This window comes from Anaeroglomus insulsum, assembly GCF_050689095.1.
GTDB classification, from domain to species: Bacteria; Planctomycetota; Phycisphaerae; order Sedimentisphaerales; family Anaerohalosphaeraceae; genus Anaeroglomus; species Anaeroglomus insulsum.
Genome location: NZ_JBOGCL010000002.1, coordinates 50,430 through 69,580, shown reverse-complemented (window position 1 = coordinate 69,580; position 19,151 = coordinate 50,430). Strand labels below are relative to the sequence as shown.

Annotated in this window: 15 protein-coding genes and 1 tRNA gene; 10 read left to right on the top strand and 6 right to left on the bottom strand. The window is 51.2% G+C overall.

The annotated features are described in order from the left end of the window. Nucleotides 1-2: 2 nt before the first annotated feature. From ACQ9LF_RS02380 to ACQ9LF_RS02360, 5 genes are all read left to right on the top strand, one after another. Nucleotides 3-356, top strand: coding sequence for a (2Fe-2S) ferredoxin domain-containing protein (locus ACQ9LF_RS02380; RefSeq protein ID WP_462487764.1), 354 nt, complete (start codon nt 3-5; stop codon nt 354-356). Nucleotides 357-469: 113 nt separating this feature from the next. Further along, complete coding sequence (gene nuoF / locus ACQ9LF_RS02375) at nt 470-2,263, top strand: NADH-quinone oxidoreductase subunit NuoF (protein ID WP_462487763.1); 1,794 nt, start codon at nt 470-472, stop codon at nt 2,261-2,263. Between the two features lie 14 nt (nt 2,264-2,277). Beyond that, nucleotides 2,278-4,050: an NADH-dependent [FeFe] hydrogenase, group A6 gene (locus tag ACQ9LF_RS02370; protein WP_462487762.1), complete on the top strand. Its 1,773-nt coding sequence runs from the start codon at nt 2,278-2,280 to the stop codon at nt 4,048-4,050. A gap of 14 nt (nt 4,051-4,064) precedes the next feature. Further along, nucleotides 4,065-4,562, top strand: coding sequence for an NADH-quinone oxidoreductase subunit NuoE (gene nuoE, locus ACQ9LF_RS02365; RefSeq protein WP_462487761.1), 498 nt, complete (start codon nt 4,065-4,067; stop codon nt 4,560-4,562). A gap of 154 nt (nt 4,563-4,716) precedes the next feature. Beyond that, complete coding sequence (locus ACQ9LF_RS02360; protein ID WP_462487760.1) at nt 4,717-5,100, top strand: response regulator; 384 nt, start codon at nt 4,717-4,719, stop codon at nt 5,098-5,100. 61 nt (nt 5,101-5,161) lie between these two features. On the opposite strand, the gene ACQ9LF_RS02355 is transcribed toward ACQ9LF_RS02360, so the two are convergent. From ACQ9LF_RS02355 to ACQ9LF_RS02345, 3 genes are read right to left on the bottom strand one after another with little or no spacing between them, the layout of a single operon-like run. Then, a complete protein-coding gene (locus tag ACQ9LF_RS02355; protein WP_462487991.1) occupies nt 5,162-5,971 on the bottom strand; it encodes a ZIP family metal transporter in 810 nt (269 codons plus the stop codon). Nucleotides 5,972-6,012: 41 nt separating this feature from the next. After that, on the bottom strand, nt 6,013-6,891 hold the full coding sequence (locus ACQ9LF_RS02350) for an EamA family transporter (RefSeq protein ID WP_462487759.1): 879 nt from the start codon (nt 6,889-6,891) through the stop codon (nt 6,013-6,015). An 8-nt stretch (nt 6,892-6,899) separates the two neighbouring features. Further along, nucleotides 6,900-8,693, bottom strand: a complete 1,794-nt coding sequence (locus ACQ9LF_RS02345; RefSeq protein WP_462487758.1) for a YgiQ family radical SAM protein — start codon at nt 8,691-8,693, stop codon at nt 6,900-6,902. A gap of 149 nt (nt 8,694-8,842) precedes the next feature. On the opposite strand from ACQ9LF_RS02345, the gene ACQ9LF_RS02340 reads away from it, so the two are divergent. After that, nucleotides 8,843-8,914: transfer RNA gene (locus ACQ9LF_RS02340), tRNA-Ile, on the top strand. A gap of 292 nt (nt 8,915-9,206) precedes the next feature. Here ACQ9LF_RS02340 and ACQ9LF_RS02335 read toward each other — a convergent pair. From ACQ9LF_RS02335 to ACQ9LF_RS02325, 3 genes are all read right to left on the bottom strand, one after another. After that, entirely contained in the window at nt 9,207-10,367 is a 1,161-nt protein-coding gene (locus tag ACQ9LF_RS02335; RefSeq protein WP_462487757.1) for a hypothetical protein, read from the bottom strand. A 41-nt stretch (nt 10,368-10,408) separates the two neighbouring features. After that, nucleotides 10,409-12,727, bottom strand: coding sequence for a tetratricopeptide repeat protein (locus ACQ9LF_RS02330; protein ID WP_462487756.1), 2,319 nt, complete (start codon nt 12,725-12,727; stop codon nt 10,409-10,411). Between the two features lie 370 nt (nt 12,728-13,097). Next, entirely contained in the window at nt 13,098-13,559 is a 462-nt protein-coding gene (locus ACQ9LF_RS02325; protein WP_462487755.1) for a MarR family winged helix-turn-helix transcriptional regulator, read from the bottom strand. A gap of 197 nt (nt 13,560-13,756) precedes the next feature. Here ACQ9LF_RS02325 and ACQ9LF_RS02320 point away from each other — a divergent pair, with 197 nt between their 5' ends. From ACQ9LF_RS02320 to ACQ9LF_RS02305, 4 genes are all read left to right on the top strand, one after another. Beyond that, nucleotides 13,757-15,148: an MATE family efflux transporter gene (locus ACQ9LF_RS02320; protein WP_462487754.1), complete on the top strand. Its 1,392-nt coding sequence runs from the start codon at nt 13,757-13,759 to the stop codon at nt 15,146-15,148. A 205-nt stretch (nt 15,149-15,353) separates the two neighbouring features. Then, nucleotides 15,354-16,424: a class II aldolase/adducin family protein gene (locus ACQ9LF_RS02315; protein WP_462487753.1), complete on the top strand. Its 1,071-nt coding sequence runs from the start codon at nt 15,354-15,356 to the stop codon at nt 16,422-16,424. A gap of 53 nt (nt 16,425-16,477) precedes the next feature. Next, on the top strand, nt 16,478-17,746 hold the full coding sequence (locus tag ACQ9LF_RS02310; RefSeq protein ID WP_462487752.1) for an L-rhamnose isomerase: 1,269 nt from the start codon (nt 16,478-16,480) through the stop codon (nt 17,744-17,746). A gap of 23 nt (nt 17,747-17,769) precedes the next feature. Beyond that, a complete protein-coding gene (locus tag ACQ9LF_RS02305; protein WP_462487751.1) occupies nt 17,770-19,044 on the top strand; it encodes an L-rhamnose/proton symporter RhaT in 1,275 nt (424 codons plus the stop codon). Nucleotides 19,045-19,151: the final 107 nt, after the last annotated feature.

The window sequence follows — 19,151 nt, the reverse complement described above, 5'->3', positions numbered from 1 at the left end:
TCGTGGTAACGCCAATGGATATTATCAAGCGTAAACGCGCTGAGGCGGTGGCTCGGATTATCAGCAAAGGGTATCTGTCCACCAAGCGGGTGTATGTCGGGATGGCGACCTGTGAGATTGCGGCCGGATCCAAAGAGGTGATGGACGTCTTTCGTCAGGCTATCGCCAATGGCCTGACCGATGTATATCTGAGTCAGAAAGGCTGTGCCGGCCGGTGTAATCTGGAACCGACGGTGGAAGTGGTTGAAGAAGGCAAGATTCCGTACAAATACGGCAAAGTCACACCACAGCGGGCCAAGGACATCATCGAAAAGCATCTGAAAAAAGGGGAAGTGATCCGGGAGTGGCTGATTTAAGCCGATTGCTCAGAACATGTCTTCAAGGCGAAATTAAGGATGGGGCCGGCCGGAATGCGATGCGGGGGAGCCGGAACGGTCCTGGCGAATGAGAATAAGAAAGGAAAACAACTGTGCCCAAGATTCAGTTTAAGATTACACTGTGCGACGCGCCGAGCTGCATCCAAAAGCAGTCCAAGCAGATTCGTCAGGCGCTGGATAGAGAGCTGGAAAAGCAAGGTCTCAAAGACAAAGTCAGCATCCATTTAAGCGGCTGTCTTGGCATGTGTGCCAAAGGCCCCATTATGATTGTCAACCCGGGGTATGTGATGTATGGCCATGTGACCGAAGGTGATGTCGCGGAAATCGTCGAATCGCACCTGAAGCATAATAAACCGGTGGCTCGTCTGGTCATCGGGGAAGACCATCTGTACAACCGCTTTTTCCGCATCTTCGGTGATGTGGATTTCTTCGGCAAGCAAATGCGTATTGCGCTTCGCAACTGCGGTATTATTGACCCTGAAAATATCGATGACTACCTGTCGCTTCGCGGGTATGAAGCACTGGCCAAAGCGTTGACAGAGATGACGCCTGAACAAGTTATCGCTGAAGTCAAGAAAAGCGGTCTCCGGGGACGCGGCGGTGCTGGTTTCCCGACCGGGATGAAGTGGGAATTTACCGCCAAACAGCCTGGCCCTGAAAAATATGTCATCTGTAACGCTGACGAAGGTGACCCGGGGGCGTTTATGGATCGCAGTGCCATTGAAGGCGATCCCCATACAGTGATTGAGGGAATGGTCATCGGGGGATATGCGATTGGTTCCAGCAAGGGGATTGTTTATATTCGTGCCGAATACCCGCTGGCCATCAAACGTCTTGAGAAGGCGATTGCCGCAGCCAGAGAAAACGGTTTCCTTGGCGCCAATATTTTAGGCTCTAATTTCTCTTTTGATATAGAAATCCGTCTGGGGGCCGGCGCCTTTGTCTGCGGAGAAGAGACGGCATTGATTCATTCGATTGAGGGATCGCGTGGTATGCCGCGACCTCGTCCTCCGTTCCCGTCGGTCAGCGGTCTGTTCGGCAAGCCTACCCTGATTAATAACGTGGAGACCTGGGCGAATATTCCGGTGATTCTGCTGGATGGCGGTGCCTGGTTTTCGGGCATTGGAACAGCTACCAGCAAGGGGACCAAGGTGTTTGCTCTGGCCGGCAAGGTTCGCAATACCGGACTTGTGGAAGTGCCGATGGGCACAACCCTGCGTGAAATTGTATTCGATATAGGCGGCGGTATTCCGAATAATCGGAAATTTAAAGCCATTCAGACCGGCGGTCCCTCTGGCGGGTGTCTGCCGGAGCAGTACCTGGATACGCCCATTGATTATGAATCGCTGGCCAAGGCTGGTTCGATTATGGGGTCCGGCGGCATGATTGTGATCGATGAAGATTCCTGCATGGTTAATATCGCCAAGTTTTTCATTGAATTCACCCAAGATGAGTCCTGCGGCAAATGTACTCCCTGCCGTGAAGGAACTAAGCGGATGCTGGAGATTCTGACCCGCATCACCGAAGGCAAAGGCCAGCCCGGCGACATTGAAAAGCTGGAACGTCTGGGGACGATGATTAAAAAATCCTCATTGTGCGGTCTGGGACAGTCCGCTCCCAATCCGGTTCTCAGTACCATCAAGAATTTCCGTGAGGAATACGAAGAGCATATTCATCACAAGAAATGCCGTGCTGGTGTCTGTTCAGCCCTGCTCAGTTACACCATCAATGACAAGTGTGTCGGCTGCGGTGCCTGCAAACGGGTTTGTCCGGTTGACGCCATCGAAGGAACACGCAAAGAAAAGCATCGGATTGATCAGAACAAGTGTATCAAGTGCGGTCAGTGTTATCAAACCTGTAAGTTCAGCGCGATCACACGTGCCTAAAAGGATTATAAGCTATGGAAAAATTGATTACGATTTATATTAACGGCAGAGAATATAAGGTTGAGCCGAATCAGACGATTATGCAAGCAGCGGACAAGCTGGGATTTCATATCCCGCGGCTGTGTTATCACCCCAAACTGTCGATTGAGGGGGCCTGTCGAGTCTGTATTGTCGAGGTGGAAGGTGCCAAGAGTTTTGTGGCATCGTGTGCCTATCCGGTTAATGATGGGATGAAGATTCACACCAATACGCAGGAACTGCGTCGGGCCCGTCGCGACATTGTGGAACTGCTGGTGGACAACCACCCGATGGATTGCCACACCTGCGAACGTGACGGCAACTGTGAACTGCAGCGGCTGGCCGCGTCCATGGGCATTCGTGCCCGGCATTTTGAGGGAGAACGCAAGCAGTATGGCGTGGATGTCTCCGGCCAGGCGGTGATTCGCAATCCCGATAAATGCATTCTGTGCGGACGCTGTGTGCGTATGTGTTCGGAAGTGCAGCAGGTTCACAACCTGACCCAGGCTCATCGCGGCTTCAATACGGTGGTTATGCCGGCGTACAATATGCCGATGGCCGAAAGCGTCTGTACTGCCTGCGGTCAGTGCATCAATGTCTGTCCGACCGCTGCGTTTCTCGAAAAGAACTATACACAGGAATTGTTCGAAAAACTGAATGATCCGAATCTGATTAAGGTGGCACAGTTTGCTCCGTCGGTACGTGCGGCAATTGGTGAAGCGTTTGGTATTGAGCCGGGGGCCAACATGGAAGGTCAGCTCGTTGCGGCGCTTCGCAAACTGGGTTTTGATTATGTATTCGATACTCAGTTCTCTGCCGACCTGACCATTATGGAAGAGGCCACGGAGTTCCTGGAACGGGTCCAGAACAAAGGCAAGCTGCCGATGATTACCTCCTGCTCCAGTGCCTGGATGAAATGTCTTGAGCAGTTTTACCCGGACCTGATTGACAATGTATCCACATGTAAGTCGCCGATGTCGATGCAGAGTGCCATCACCAAGACCTATTTTGCTCAGAAACTCGGTGTGGATCCCAAGAAAATTCTCAGCGTTGCGGCTATGTGCTGCACAGCCAAGAAATACGAAGCGGCCCGTCCGGAACTGGAAGTCAATGGTCTGCGGGCCACGGATATTGTCGTGACCACCCGTGAAATTGCCTGGATGATTAAATCTGCGGGTATTGATTTCCTGAATCTCAAACCCGAAGAGCAAGACCATCCTCTGGGGATGTCCAGCGGTGCCGGGGTGATTTTCGGTACCACCGGCGGTGTGATGGAAGCTGCTATTCGTACGGCCTATGAACTTTATACCGGCCAGACCCTGGTTGATATAGAAGTGGATGCTATTCGTGGTCTTAAGGGTATCAAGGAAGGCAAACTGGTCATGGATGGTCAGGAAATCCGTGTTGCGGTGGCTCACGGTCTGGGCAATGCCTGCAAGCTGCTCGATGTGGTTCGCAAAGATCCCGGCCGATACCATTTCATAGAAATCATGGGTTGTCCTGGCGGTTGCGTTGGCGGCGGCGGTCAGCCCTATGCCGGCGCCAATTCGATTCCGCTGGATGAGGAAGCCCTTCAAAAACGGGCTCAGGCATTGTATGATGAAGACCGGTCCAAGACGATTCGTCGCAGCCACGATAATCCCGATGTTCAGAAACTATATAAGGAATTCCTGCAGCGGCCGGGCAGCCATATTGCTCATGAACTGTTGCACACACACTATAAACAGAAATTCCCGAAAGGGATTATCCCAAAAGATGCCCTCAAGTAAGATGGAGTATTACAATGCCAGAGATTACAAAGGAAAAAATGGATGAACTGAAGGCGTTTATCGCCGATTGTTTACAAAAAGAATATCCGGATTCTTATCTGATTGCGGTTCTTCATAAGGTTCAGGGATTGTTTGGATACCTGCCTCGTGAAGTTATGGATCAGGTGGCGGATTTAATGCAGATTCCCACGGCCCATATTTGGGGTGTGGCGACCTTCTATCATTATTTCAATCTGAAACCCATCGGCAAGCATACCATCAGTGTGTGTCTTGGTACCGCCTGTTATGTCAAAGGTGCTGCTGAAGTCCTGGAGGCCATCAAGCGAGAACTCGGAATCCAGGTCGGCCAGACTACCGAAGACATGCTGTTTACCCTGCAGGAAGCCCGTTGTCTGGGGGCCTGCGGGATTGCTCCGGTGATTATGATTGACGACAAGATTTATGGTGAATTAGACGCTAAAAAGGTTGTTGCCGTGATTAATCAGTACCGTAAAGGTGCACAGGTGGCATAAAAATCAGTTTTTTGTTCCGGAAGTTGCATTCTTTGTGAAAAATGACTTGAATTTCCGGGGCAAAAGAACAAAATAGAGATAAAATAAGTCCCAAGGCGATCTGTGAATCAAATGCCCGGGATCACAAAAAGAACAAAGATACAGGAGTACCGAGATGGCGAAGAAGATTTTGGTAATCGATGACGATCCGGATTTTGTGGAATCTGTAGTCAATCTGCTGGAAGCCAAGGGCTATCAGGTCGCCTCGGCTGCCAATGGTAAGGAAGGCGTGGCCAAGGCGACAGCCGACAAGCCCAATCTGATTTTGTTGGATGTAATGATGAACACCAAGGATGAAGGCTTTAATGTAGCCCGTCAATTGCAGCAGTTGCCGGAAGTGAAGGGGACACCGGTTATTATGGTCACAGGTGTTCGTAAAGAAATGAATTTGCCCTTTGGATTTGAGCCGGATGAAACCTGGCTGCCGGTTAAGCAAATCCTTGAAAAGCCAGTCAAGCCTGAGATGCTGATGAAGGCCGTTACCGACGCGATTGGATAAGTGATTATTGGATCCTGATTTAAAAGACAGCGAAGACGCTTTTCGCTGTCTTTTTTTATGGTTATCCGAGGGCGACATCCAGCGACATCATAATGGCAAACCCCAGCATGACTCCCATGGTAGCCAGGTCGGTGTTACCCTCGCGTTGAGATTCTGGGATAACTTCCTCGACAACGACGTAAATCATTGCACCGGCCGCAAAAGCCAGGGCATAGGGAAGCAGGGGCGCAACCAAGGTGACGGCTAAGGCCCCTAATACCCCGGCGGCTGGTTCGACCATGCCGGAAAGCTGGCCATACCAAAAGCTCTTGGTTCTGCTAAGACCCTCTCGCCGCAATGGGACGGCAACCGCCACACCTTCGGGGAAGTTCTGCAGGCCTATACCCATCGCCAGGGCACAGGCGGCGGTAAAACTGGCTTCGGTGAGGCCGTATTTTAAGGCTCCGAAGGCGACGCCGACGGCCAGACCTTCTGGGATATTATGGATTGTAATAGCAAGCACCAGCAGAACACTGCGCCGCCAGTGGGTGTGGATGCCTTCTGCCTGATCAGTTGGATAGCCCAGATGCAAATGCGGCATAACAAAATCGACCAGACGGAGAAACGCTCCACCCAGTAAAAAGCCAATTACGGCCGGTATCCAGGCGATTTGCCCCTGATTTTGGGCCATTTCAATGGCGGGTGCCAGCAGGGACCAGAAGCTGGCGGCAATCATGACGCCGCCGGCAAAGGCCAGCATGAAATCGAGAAATTTCCGGTTGATGGTTTTAAAGAAAAACACCATGGCGGCCCCGGCTGCGGTCAAACCCCATGTAAAGAGGGTGGCAATAAAGGCCTGTGTAACCGGACTTAGATTTTCAAGCTGCTCCAGCATAGGGATATCCTTGTAGCACAATTGCTGGAATTATAGATTTACAGCAGCGAACGGACAAGCAAAAAAGCCAGCAAAATGGCTGACAGGCTGGCTGTCAGAGTCATGGGTTTGGGGCGTTCTTTCAGGGCGACCAGTCCAAGCAGGACGATAATCGGCAAATGCAGCATGACCAGAGATTTGACGTTTACCACGGCGCCGGCAATCGTTTTGGAGTACTGGACGGCATATTGCTGGGTCAGGAAGGCTCCGGTTGCAGCCAGGCCGTATAACAGCAGGGGGACGGCCGTTCGCACCGTGAGCGTTTGAAATGCCTTGACGCGGAAGGTTTCGCCGGTCATCAGGAGGGTGCTGAATAAATTCCAGCAGGCCGTATATGCCAGGGCGCCCTGGGCGATACGATTGATTGCCACGCGGTCGAGGATGGTGGAGATGCCGAAAAGAACCGCCGCGGCCAGCGACAAAAGCGTATAAATGGATTTGCCGGCGGAGGATTTATCCCGGTTGGCAGCATAGAGTGTCCAGCCCACAGCGGCCATACTCAGCAGCATGTACAGAACAGATTCGTTTTTCGGTGTCTCATGCCAGCCCAACCACAGGGTCAGCAGAGAAAAAACAGGCACTGCTGCCTGCATGGGCATGACAATCGTGAGATTGCCAAATTGAATGGCTTCGGTAATCCAGATACTGCCGGCAAACGTAATCAGGGCTGTAGTCAGAATGACCAGCCAGAACATGCCATCCAGCGGGAAACCCACCCCGCAAATAAACAGCATCGGCAGCAGGATAACCGCACTGACGATACGTGAGGCCAGCACCACAAGGCGGGAGTGAATGCCGGTGCACAGCTTGCGAATAATCAGTACCTTGGCCACTTCGCACAGCATTGCTGACAGACTAAATACAATCCAGAGGGGCATGGGCGGGCTTAACGTCCTTTCCGTAATTCAGACTGGGATTGGGCATGACGAATGCGGGCCAGCAGTTTGTGCAGATTTTTGCTGCTCAGGTAATTGGCCAGCATTTTGGCATTTCGGCGGTCATGGTATTGCAGCAGGGCAAGCTGAAGTTTTTTCTCGCCCTGGCCGCGCGGGATGTGGATGGTCTTTTTTCGTGGCGACAGGCCTGAGACATACATCGCCGCTGACATCGTCAGGGGGACGGGCACAAAGTCCTGCACCTGACGCAGCCGCCAGTTGCGATTGACCAGGTATTCGGTCAATTGAATTGCATCGTCGGGTGAACAGCCGGGATGAGAACCGATAAAATAAGGAACCAGATACTGGTTCTGGCCGGCTTTGTGAGACATCTGTGTAAATTTGTCTTCAAACTGTTCGAACACCTCAAAGGAGGGTTTTCCCATCAATTCCAAAACATGCGGACAGTAATGTTCCGGGGCGACTTTCAGATGTCCTCCGGTAAAATGGCGTGCCAGCAGCTGCATATAGTCGGGGGACTGGAGTGCCAAATCATGCCGGATGCCGGATGCGACATAGGTGCGGAGTTTTTGTTTTTTTCCTCCCTGCCAGCTCAGAACCGCGTCCATGAGTTTCAGGATTTGACTGTGATTGGCCTTCAAGTTGGAGCACAAGGAAGGAAACAGGCAGCTTGTGCGTATGCAGGGACTTGTTTTGGTACACGTCATGCCATACATGTTGGCCGTAGGGCCGCCGATATCGGTAATGGTGCCGCCGAAGCCTCGCTGATGGATTAACAGGTCTGCTTCGGCAAGAATTGATTCAATTGAACGGCTGCGGATGGTTTTGCCCTGATGGAAAAAAATCGAACAGAAATTGCACCCGCCGAAGCAGCCGCGGTGGGTGGTGATGCTGAATTCCACCGGTTTAATGGCTGGCACGCCGCCCTGGGAGATATACATCGGATGGCACTGTCGCGTGAACGGCAGGGCATAAAGGGCATCCAGTTCGTCTGATTCCAGCGGCTGGGCAGGGGGATTGACCACGATCACACCCGCCCCCTGATCTTGAATCATAGGCTTATCGCCGGGATGAGCGTGTTTCTGATAAGTCAGTTGTGCGTCCATAAACAGGCTGCGATCCTGTTCTATTTGTTCCAGTGAGGGCAGCCGTATCCCATCGGCAGGGATTGGAATGTCTCGGACGATGCGGTACGCAATCCCGGGAATATCGGTCATGTCTGCGATGGTTTTCCCCGTGTTCAGGCGTCGAGCAATTTCAGCAATGGCTCGTTCGCCCATGCCGTGGACAAGGATGTCGGCTTTGGCATCGATGAGGATTGAGCGTTTGATTTTGTCTTCAATGAAATCGTAATGGACCAGCCGCCGAAGGCTGGCTTCCAGACCACCCAGAATGATGGGAATCTGTTTGAAGGCTTCTCTGGCGCGTGCTGAATAGACCAGCAGCGGACGGTCTGGCCGCAAACCGAGTCTGCCGCCGGGGCTGTACACGTCCTCGGTCCGACGGTGCCCCATCGAGGCATAGTTATTTAGTCGAGAATCAATACAGCCGGAGGTAATGCCCCAAAACAGACGGGGCGGGCCGAAAATCCGGAAGCTGTCGGCCGTTCGCCAATCCGGCTGAGCAAGAATGGCGACACGATACCCCTGTTTTTGCAGATATCGCCCAATCAGAGCGACTCCAAACGAGGGGTGATCGACATAGGCATCGCCCGTAATCAGGATAATATCCGGCCGATCCCAACCGAGGGATTGCATCTCTGCCTGTGTTGCAGGGAGAGGCATTATGGTACTATTCTTATGATTCTGAGACATTTCAGAGTATTTTTATCCAGAGACGATAACTGGTTGACAAACAAATCATTATACTTTATCATCTGGCTTTCGTCGATAGCAGTGGGCAGGAATTTGGGGATTGACTCTAACGGCGAATCGGGCCCGTAGCTCAGCGGTAGAGCAGGGGACTCATAATCCCTTGGTCCAAGGTTCGAATCCTTGCGGGCCCAGTTTTAAACCCCTTTAATAAAAAGCACTTACAAATCATACTGTTTTTATCCAGTTTCCTTTTTTGCATTTTTTCGTCTGGTTTTCCGTCCCGATATGGTCGGTAAAGATTGACTGTTTATTAGCCGCCTTGTAATCTGTTCAAGAGCCTGGGGGTCGTACTCTGCAATTAGGGTCCTATTGCCATGACCAGTCTGTAACTGGAGAGTATGCGTCAGAAGGTTTCTTGTCCAGTCGATTATGGCTGAATAACAGCAGTTTAGTTTAAGTCGGGGGTTTGTTTGGGAAAGAAGATTATTGCCTGCAGGCCTGGGGTGGATTCAGGTCGCAAGTCAACCAGTTGGTTGCAATGGCCGCAAGGTCATTCATATCAACACGGCAATCACCGTTGGTGTCGCCGGAAATCGGTGCGGTACAATTTGCAATTGAGGCTCCTTCCAGTTGAACCGCAAAAATGGCACTTTTGCCGGATCGGTCATCTTCGTAAGCCACTAACAGACCATCAATTGCAGGGTATGTCTGATTGTTTTTGTCGCTGGTAATCTGAAATTCCTGCCTGGTAATGAGGTTAAAGCCGTAAATATCCCAATTGCCGTTGCGATTGTCCTGCCAAACCACCAAGTGGCCGCTGAGGGCAGCATTAATTTGTGCTCCAGGGGCATCGCAGATCAAAAACTCAACAGGGTGGGCTGGATTTGAAATATCCGCCCCGTACAGATCAATATCCCCACTGCCAAAATCTTCCTGCCAGATAACATATTTCCCGTGGGTAACCGGTCCTGTTTGATCGATGGTCAATGAAGAGATGGAAAATGATTCCGGCGCATCTCGCCGCCACACGTCAGCAGCAGCAATGTCGTTATCACCCCAGTAATTATCCTGCCAGACAATCATACTGCGATAGACATCCGGATACTGCTGGTCGCCAGTAAAGGCCGCCACCGTGTACCTCAATGGATTGGTTGGATCGGTAATATCTGCTGCGTAGATGTCCCAATCCAGAACATGTGTGTCCGGGTCGGCGATCTGATGCTGCCAGACAACGGTATTGCCGTGAATACGGGGAAACGATTGGTTATTCAAATAGGGAGTCAGGGAATAGGTGGTGATATGCTGCGTGTCGGAAAAATCCGATATCCAGATATCCGTGTCCCCATAGAAATCATCTTCCCATACGGCACGTGTTCCCCACAGCGAAGGATGGGTCTGATTGGCTTCGAATGCCGCGATCCCAATGCGTTGCGAAGGGGCATGGATTACGTCAACACCGTAAATGTCCCAATCCCATTGGCCATTGTATTCAATATACTCCTGCCAGACAATGACACCATTGGAAACCGCAGGCGATTGCTGGATATACGATGACGGCGATACCACAAAGGGAGTTTGTCCACACACGATTGATGACCAGGCCAATACCCCGGCCCAGATTGCAGCATTCATCACCCTTGTCATGCTGTGCTCTCCATTATTCAGAACTATTTTGGTTGTAAGAATTACTGCGGTTTCCTGGCATTTTCCAGTTTAGCCGCCAGGTCTGCCAGTTTACCTGCCGCATCCGCATTGGCTGGATTTTTCGCTGCCTCGCTTAGAGGCCCAGCGGCTTTTTCCAACTCATTGAGCCCAAGATACTGATAGCCCAGCAGAAGCTGGTAGTCTGAACTGAACGGTTCACTGGCGATTGCTTTTTCCAGGGCAGCGATCTGGGCTTTCAGGACAGCCTCATCCCGATATAGACCGCGAGGATAATAAATGGTTGGTTCACTGGCAGGAATCCTGGCAATCACTTCCCGAAGCACGCTGGCGGCCATGGCGTAGTCCCCGGCGGCAAACAACGACTGAGCATAGGTAAACGGCAACACCACATCGTCCGGCGACAGCCGCACCGCTTCACGGAATTGGATAACGGCCTCATCGTAATTGCCTGCTTCAAATACCTTGACCGCATGGTCAAAGCACTGGTCCGCGGCGGTCTCAAATTCCGGAGCATCGACAGGGGCAGTCTCTTTGTTCCAGGAATAATTCGCATCAGATACGGTAATCGTCTCAGCGGGTGTCAATGGACGGTTTGTATTTGTGGCGGGGGCAGTATAGGTGTTATAGGTATTGTATGTATTATAGGTATTATAAGTGTTGTGTTCCGAGTAGGTGGTGACAGGTATCACATCTGCCCCATACCAGTAATAGGGATGGACTCCATACCAGTAGTATCGCCGGTACCGATAGCTGGGCCAGCAGCCGCCCAAACTCACAAACACATATTTACGGTGATAGCCGGGGTAGTAATAGGTGAAACCCCACCAATTGTAATACGGGACAAGTGCGATATATCCGCAGCTTCGGTTGGACCAGTGAAACACCAAACTGCTGCCGCAACTGATCCAAAGTGAGCTTGTCCGAAAATGACTTATGTCATGGAAACGGTGGTGAGGAATAAAGGGTCTGGGATGGTCATAATCCACATTGCCCTGGATAATAACGTTGTTGTCGCCATTGACGACGATTCGACTGGTTCGGTCCTCGGGTGAGCTGGATTCGAAGGAAGACGAGGTATTGGAACTGCTGTCCGCAGTTGGCGAACGTAAAAGGGCCTGCCGTTCGGGATCGGACTGTCGCAACGTCGGGGTGGCAGAGCGTGAGATTTCCGTGCTGCTGGCTGATTTGGTGATATCCGTATCCGTTTTTGGACGAGCCATGCGTTCGGCGTTATCCGCGGGACGAATCTCCTCGGTTAATAGGGTTGTTCGGGCTGCCCTGGTTGTATCTTCGGCACGCGATGTCCTTTCCAGCAGGGTTCGTTGGTCGCTGGTTGTAATCGCAGTCGCACCAGAGCTGTCATCTTTAGCGGCAACTTCAAGGCGATTGACTCGTTCCGGCGAACGAGCGATTTTGTCAGCTGAAACACGCTGCGGTTCGGCCTGGATCGTATCGGTGGAAATGCGAATCGGCTCCACGGTCTTTTGACGCAGGGCCACAGAGCTGCTGCGATCCGTTGTTGTGTCAGCGGCTGCAGTCCTGCTGCGTTTGCTTGCTGCACCATAATAGACAAATCCGGAACTGCTGCTGGAGGAATCACCGCTGGTTGCCTGGGTAGTGATTTGTTCGGCAGGAGTACTGCTGCGTGATTGTCGTGCCGTTATTGGCTCAGCGATTCGGTCCGTTCGAATTACGCCTTGTGACACCGAAGCAGTGGTTCCGACAGAGGTATTGCTTTGTTCCGGGGTATCAGATTCGGTGCTCCGAGAGTTTCTATTAATACCCAGCGGAGTAGCGATAGAAGTCCTTGATACACTCTGACGTGATGCAGGGGTGGTGGTTCTGGATTGCACTGTCCGCTGGCTTCCGGATGTGATTGCATCCGCGTAAGTCTGGCCGGAACGCACCACCTCAACGCTGGGTTGAGCAGGACGTGTGCGAATCTGGGTTTGCTGTGGAGTCGTTTGCGGCCTTGAACTTGGCGTTTGAGTCGAGATGGAAGGACGAGTCCCAGATACAGGAATTGGTGAACTGGTATCGGGCCGGACGGCAGGAGCAGGTGTTGCGGATACAGGCTGTCGGGTTTTGGCTGCCGATTCAGAACGACTTGGAGCCTGCGGTTGTTGTGGTGTCGGCTGGGAGACAGCCTTAGGTGAGGAGCGAGTCTCAGGCCTTGCGGCAGGCGCCGGCGAAGATATGGAGGCAGACTCGGCCTGGGGGGCTACTTGCTGGTCTCCCCTGGCAGGTCTGTCTTTGGCTATAACCATCGGAGTGAAGACCACTATTAAAATGATTGCAATACGCTGGATGGGTTCTGTGCATCGTGCGTCCATTTTCATGTTCATGCTCCTTTCTTCCATTTGCCTCCAAACCGTGCTGCAATCCATATTCATTCTCCGGCAATCAGGGGCAGTGGAATCAGAAATCAAATACGCTGTAATATATTATAGAACCAAAGGCATAAATGTTTAATGATTTATTTTAAAATCAGTTCAAAAAATGAAATAATCAACCGCTGAAACGCTGCAAGTTCATATAAAACAAATGTTTAAAAATGCCATAGTATTCCAACTTGTCCTGTGTTTTTGAGCAATATTTTTATAGGTAAATTTCACAGCTTAATAACAATGTTTTGAATAAATGCCTACTAACTATATTCGGTTTATTGGATTGGGAATAACTTGTATCCCAATACTCAGTCTATTGCGGCTACAAAGCCTCGCTTTTCTTGCCCAGGATCTGATCAATGCAAGCTACACCCCGCTGGCAAATTCCGATTAAAACCTCCCGTTCATGCTCACTGAGTTGTATCGCGTCGAAGAGGGCTTGAAACCGCTGTCGCCGCTGCTTTAATATCTGGTCCAGTTCATTTCGCCCTTTGTCGGTCAGGCTGACTTGCGTAATTCGTTGATTCTCAGGGCTGATGGTCTTGGAGACCAGTTTGCGTTTCCATAATTTTGTTACTGTCATTGAAATGGTGCTTTCACTGAAATTGGGCCAGGCTTCAGATATTTGCGAAACGGTCATGGTACCACGTTCAGCAAGCTGTTGAAGGATTAACGACTCGCGTTCGGTGAGAGTATCTTCAGGCTTTTGATTTTCTTGTATAGCTCGAATCAGCCGCATCCGAAGACTGAGGTCGTTTAACGCTTTTTCTAATTCCGGACCCATATTGACTCCTTAGTTCATAAATAAAAAGTCAGTCGTTTGTATCTAAAATCTCTATTTTCTGGCCAAACGTTTCAAAAATGCGTATTATGGTTTTGTTTGAGAATCATAAATACATTATATTACGAAAAGTACAAAAGTCATATAGTTTTTGTGGAAAACTGTTTATGGCTTGAAGTATTCTGGTTAAAAATGATGCAATGAATAACCCAAAAGGGCAACCATTCGGACGGATTAATCTTCGTTTGCGGGAGATGAATCGCACTTTGACTGTGCTATCGGCGCCGTCGGTTGTCGAAAATTGTCTGTATTCTTTGGTTTTTTTAAGCGATACGCTGATTGTCGGGCGATTACACAATGAGAAATATCTGGCCGCGGCAGGGTTGTCAGGCATTCTGACATTCTTGGTTACAGCTCCCTTTATTGCATTAACGATGGCGGCTGCATCGATTGTCGCTCGAAGCTGGGGTGAAATGGAGTATGAAGTTGCCAGAAAACATGCCGGCTGTTCGATGGTTATTGCATTTTTGATGGCGATTGTCCTTTTTAGCCTAAGTGCCCCATTTACTGCTCCACTTTTACTTGTTTTTGGGGCTGATCCGCAAGTCGTTCCTTACGGGGCAACCTATCTCCAGATTCTACTGATTTCCTGTTTGACTGGCCTGCCTATGATGGTTAGTAACGGTATGCTTCGCGGGATGGGCGACACGTTCCGGCCTATGGTGATTACTGGCATGATGAATGTCGTCAATATTGTGGTCAGTATTATGCTGGCCTTTGGTATTTGGGCACCCAAACTCGGTTTTTATGGTGTTGCCTGGGGCACCGTGGTCGCACGGACGGTGGGGATTTTCTTTTCACTGGCTTTACTCATTGGCCCCCGAGGGCTCGGTCTCCAATGGCAGCATTGCTGGCCCATTCATAAAAAAGTGCTGGGTCGAATCTGGTATCTGGCTTGGCCGGCTTATATTGAGAGGGGGATGAATTCGGTCTATTATATGCTGTTTATGGTGATGGTTACGAATTTGGGCACCACCGTGCTGGCGGCACACCAGATTGCCATGCAGATTGAGAACGTGGCGATCATGCCGGCCTGGGGACTGGCGGTTGCCACGACCACAATCACCGGACAAGCGATTGGTGCTGGCCGGCCAAGAATTGCTAAAATTGCTGTCAAAAAAATCATTGCCGCTGTCAGTGTGTTGATGGTCCTATTGTGTCTGGTATTTCTGGTGTTTGGTCCCCAGATTGCTCGGCTGTTTGGAGCCACGCCGGAGGTGGTTGAGCTGGCAGGGCTGGCAACACGTCTATCAGCGATAGAACTTCCTTTTCTTGCGATTACTTTTATTTTTATCGGGGCACTGCGAGGAGTGGGCGATACGCGGTCGCCGATGTATGTGGCATTTGTCAGTATGCTGCTATGCAGGTTGGGGGGAGTCTGGCTGCTGGCGTATCATCTGAATATGGGATTGGCAGGTGTATGGCTGTCAACGGCCATGGATTGGATGGTTCGTGCGGTTGGGCTGGGGTGGTTCTTCAAACGCGAGGCCTGGACGGTTTTGCATCAAAAAGAAAAAGAGAAGTTTTCCTGACGGGATCAGGGCAGGTCAAAACAGCCCGGGCTTGAGATCGATGCTTTGGCTTTGATTGCAACTTCCTGGCAGGCAAGGAAATAGAGACTTTCAGGGGTGTCGCAAAAAGACAAAACATTGTCGCAAAAAATGGTTTGACTAAGTTTGCCGCCCAGCTACAATCATCCACAATAGCCACGATATCAGTACGAAAGGAGATGATTGTTTGGATTTGCTTGCGACGATAACCCGGCTGTCCCATCAATTTGGAACCTCGGATTATGTCAAAGGGGGCGGCGGAAACACATCTGCCAAAGATGCCCAAACAGTCTGGGTGAAACCTTCCGGGACCGTTTTAAGCGGTCTTAAACCTGAAGATTTTATTGCGATTGACCGAAGTAAACTGGCACTGCTGTACAGTACACCCACGCCCGCAGACCCCCAGGCCCGTGAAGCTTTAGTCAAAGATATTATGGCTGCCGCAGTACGCCCCGGCAGTCAGGGCAGGCCTTCGGTCGAGGCACCGCTGCACGAGTCCCTGGACGCCCGTTTTGTGGTTCACACACACCCGGCTCTGGTTAATGGTCTGTGCTGTGCCAGACAGGGGAAATCGGCGGCCGCAAAACTCTTTCCCGGGGCGCTATGGATCGATTATATTGACCCCGGATATACACTGTGTATGAAAGTCCGCAGGGACATTCACGCTTACCAGCAGCGTTATGGCAAACAGCCGGAGATCATTCTGCTGGAAAATCATGGCATCTTTGTCTCGGCCAATTGCGATAAGCATATCGAACAATTATATGAAGATATCTTTGCTATTCTCAAGGCAGAGTATATCAAGGCTTCTATTCCGGTAGAATTTCCCGCGGTACGGCCTTTGTCCTCGGAGAAACTGGCTTGTGCCCAAGACGCTTTCAGTAAGGTGTTTTCTGCTGAGCATGCGGCATGTATTGCCGGCGTCGAAAGGTTCGCCGCCGCTGAGGGGCCGATTTCGCCGGATCATATCGTGTATTCAAAATCCTTTCCCTATATTGGAAATCCGACAAAAGAAGGCGTTGCCGCGTTTGTTCAACAGCGGGGTTATGAACCGGCGGTGGTGATTACCGAGGAGGCGGTTTATGGTCTTGGGGCAACTGCCCGATCAGCCCAGTTAGCTCTGGAGCTGGCGGTGGATGGGGCAATGATTCTGCACTATGCAGACGCTTTTGGGGGCATCCAGTATATGTCGGATCGGGCCAGGATGTTCATCGAAAACTGGGAAGTGGAATCCTACCGTAAAAAGCAAATGGGTTAGCCGTAACCGTATAGCCATGAGGTCAGACAAGAATTCGGACAAGGAGAATCAGGATGAAAAAACAGAATATCGAACGAGCGTATCAGTTGGCCAAAGAGCAATATGCCGAGATTGGAGTCAACACCGAGCGGGCGATGGCGAAGCTGGCTCAAATTCCGGTGTCCCTGCATTGCTGGCAGGGCGACGATGTGGGGGGGTATGAGAAAGTCGGAGCCGAACTGTCCGGCGGCGGCATTCAGGCAACGGGAAATTATCCCGGCAAAGCCCGTACGATTGATGAACTCCGCATGGACGTGGAGAAGGCCCTGAGCCTGATTCCAGGCCGGCATCGCCTGAATCTCCATGCCTGCTATATCGATAACGGCGGCAAATATGTGGACCGCAACGAAATGCAGCCCAAGCATTTTCAGAGCTGGATTGACTGGGCCAAGGCCCATAAACTCGGGATGGATTTCAATCCGACATATTTCTCCCATCCGCTGGCCGCCGATGGTTTCACACTGAGTCATCCGGATAAGGGCGTTCGTCAATTCTGGATTGAACATGGTATCGCTTGCCGCAAGATTGCAGCCGCGATGGGCAAGCAGCTTGGCACCCCTGCGGTGACCAATTTCTGGATTCCCGACGGATACAAGGATATCCCGGTGGATCGTACCGGTCCTCGTCAGCGGCTGGCGGAGTCGCTGGATACCATCTTTGCCGAAAAAATCAATCCCAAACTGAATCTTGATGCCGTGGAATCCAAGCTGTTTGGAATCGGCGCGGAAAGCTACACGGTCGGATCGCATGAATTCTATATGGGGTATGCGGTCAGCCGCCAAAAGCTGCTTTGCCTGGATGCGGGTCATTTTCATCCAACGGAAATGATTTCCGAAAAGATTTCCTCGGTACTGATGTTCTGTCCGGCTCTGCTACTGCATGTCAGCCGTCCGGTGCGCTGGGACAGTGATCACGTGGTGATTCTGAACGATGAGCTGTTTGCCATTGCCCAGGAACTGGTTCGCAGCGGCAAGCTCGACAAAGTCCATATTGGTCTGGATTTCTTTGATGCCAGCATCAACCGCATTGCCGCCTGGGTGATTGGTACGCGAAATATGATCAAAGCCCTGTTGTATGCACTGCTGGAGCCGTATGACGCACTCAAGAAGATGGAACAGAAGATGGAATATACCGGCAGGCTGGCCTGTATGGAAGAACTCAAAACGCTGCCCTTTGGTGCGGTGTGGGATTACTACTGTATGAAGAAAGATGTCCCGGTGGGTTCCGCCTGGTTTGCTGAAGTCAAGCAGTATGAAGCGGATGTATTGTCCAAACGTTCATAATCTGAAACGCTAAGGAGAACACGATGTCGAATGTACTTCTCGCTGAAATGACCGTAAATCCGGCGTTGGGAATTGTCATCTTTACGCTGGGGGGGCTGGCTGGGGCGGTGTTTTACCTGCCGTTCAAAAAAGTGAAACACTGGGCCTGGGAGAGCTATTGGGCGGTTTATGCTCTGTTTGCGCTGCTGATTGTGCCGGGGGTGCTGATGCTGGCAACCGCCCCCAATTCGCTGGCTGTGCTCAAAGCGACTCCGATGAATAGTCTCGGCTATATCTGCCTGTGCGGTGCAGCCTGGGGGATCGGCGGCCTGACGTGGGGATTGATGATTCGGTATCTGGGTGTGGGGCTGGGGCTGGCACTGGGATGCGGTTTGTGTTCAGCCGCCGGGACGATTATTCCCAAGGTCATCAATCAGGAAATCGGCTTATTATTTGAGCCGGGTGCGGGTATCACATCCTTTATGGGTGTGCTGGTTTCCATTGCCGGGATTGTATTTGTCGGCATGGCCGGGATGAGCAAGGAAAATGAGCTGCCAGAAGAAGAAAAGAAAAAGGCCGTTGCTGAATTCAATTTCAAAAAAGGCATTCTTGTCGTTTTGTTTTCCGGCCTGATGAGCGCCTCGCTGAATTTTGGGTTGCAGGGCGGTCCGGATATTGAGTTAAAGGCTCAATACGGTTCGGAATCGACGCTGGTTAAAGGCGATGAAAAAAACGCACCGCCGGACATGGCTGGTGCAGTCGGAGTCGTTTACGATAAGAGTCGAGGTTTCTGGGTTCTGCCCAAGGCTGCGGCCGGTGAAACCTTAACAAGCCAGACATGGCGAGGCATTCCTGTTCTGGTGGTGGCGCTGCTGGGTGGCTTTGCGGTGAATTTCCTATGGTGCCTGTATTTGAATTTCAAGAACAAGACCTTGAGCGATTATACCAAAAGCGGAATCCCGATTGCGGGCAATTTTGTGTTTGCTGCCATTGCCGGGGCCATCTGGTGTTCTCAGTTTATCTGCTTTAAAACGGGCGAGCCGGCAATGGGGCCGACGGCTTATGTCGGCTGGTCTGTACTGATGGCAGCGCAGATCCTGTTCAGTTCCCTTCTGGGTGTCATGCTTGGCGAATGGAAGGGGACCAGCAGCAAGACGCGGTCACTGCTGGTTGTCGGGCTGCTGCTGCTGGTTGCGTCCAGTGTTGTTGCCGGATACAGCGGTTATCTGAGCCAGTCCAAAACTGCACCTGCGCTAATCGAAGAGGTTGTTCCGGTGGTACCGCAGACCCCTGCTCTATCATTTTTGCGTATTAATTGAGCCTGCGGTGTAACTTGTCTCAGGCCGGTTATATCTATAGGGTGTTGAATTCCATTTCGATTTCCCGATGAGTTGAGGGGTGCCGTGTGGATGTGGAATCATAACAA

Bases quoted from the DNA above. Each gene is read 5' to 3' on its own strand.
- ACQ9LF_RS02370 (WP_462487762.1), top strand. From the start codon at position 2,278: ATGGAAAAATTGATTACGATTTATATTAACGGCAGAGAATATAAGGTT.
- nuoE (WP_462487761.1), top strand. From the start codon at position 4,065: ATGCCAGAGATTACAAAGGAAAAAATGGATGAACTGAAGGCGTTTATC.
- ACQ9LF_RS02360 (WP_462487760.1), top strand. From the start codon at position 4,717: ATGGCGAAGAAGATTTTGGTAATCGATGACGATCCGGATTTTGTGGAA.
- ACQ9LF_RS02350 (WP_462487759.1), bottom strand. From the start codon at position 6,891: ATGCCCCTCTGGATTGTATTTAGTCTGTCAGCAATGCTGTGCGAAGTG.
- ACQ9LF_RS02345 (WP_462487758.1), bottom strand. From the start codon at position 8,693: ATGCCTCTCCCTGCAACACAGGCAGAGATGCAATCCCTCGGTTGGGAT.
- ACQ9LF_RS02335 (WP_462487757.1), bottom strand. From the start codon at position 10,367: ATGACAAGGGTGATGAATGCTGCAATCTGGGCCGGGGTATTGGCCTGG.
- ACQ9LF_RS02330 (WP_462487756.1), bottom strand. From the start codon at position 12,727: ATGAAAATGGACGCACGATGCACAGAACCCATCCAGCGTATTGCAATC.
- ACQ9LF_RS02325 (WP_462487755.1), bottom strand. From the start codon at position 13,559: ATGGGTCCGGAATTAGAAAAAGCGTTAAACGACCTCAGTCTTCGGATG.
- ACQ9LF_RS02320 (WP_462487754.1), top strand. From the start codon at position 13,757: ATGAATAACCCAAAAGGGCAACCATTCGGACGGATTAATCTTCGTTTG.
- ACQ9LF_RS02310 (WP_462487752.1), top strand. From the start codon at position 16,478: ATGAAAAAACAGAATATCGAACGAGCGTATCAGTTGGCCAAAGAGCAA.
- ACQ9LF_RS02305 (WP_462487751.1), top strand. From the start codon at position 17,770: ATGTCGAATGTACTTCTCGCTGAAATGACCGTAAATCCGGCGTTGGGA.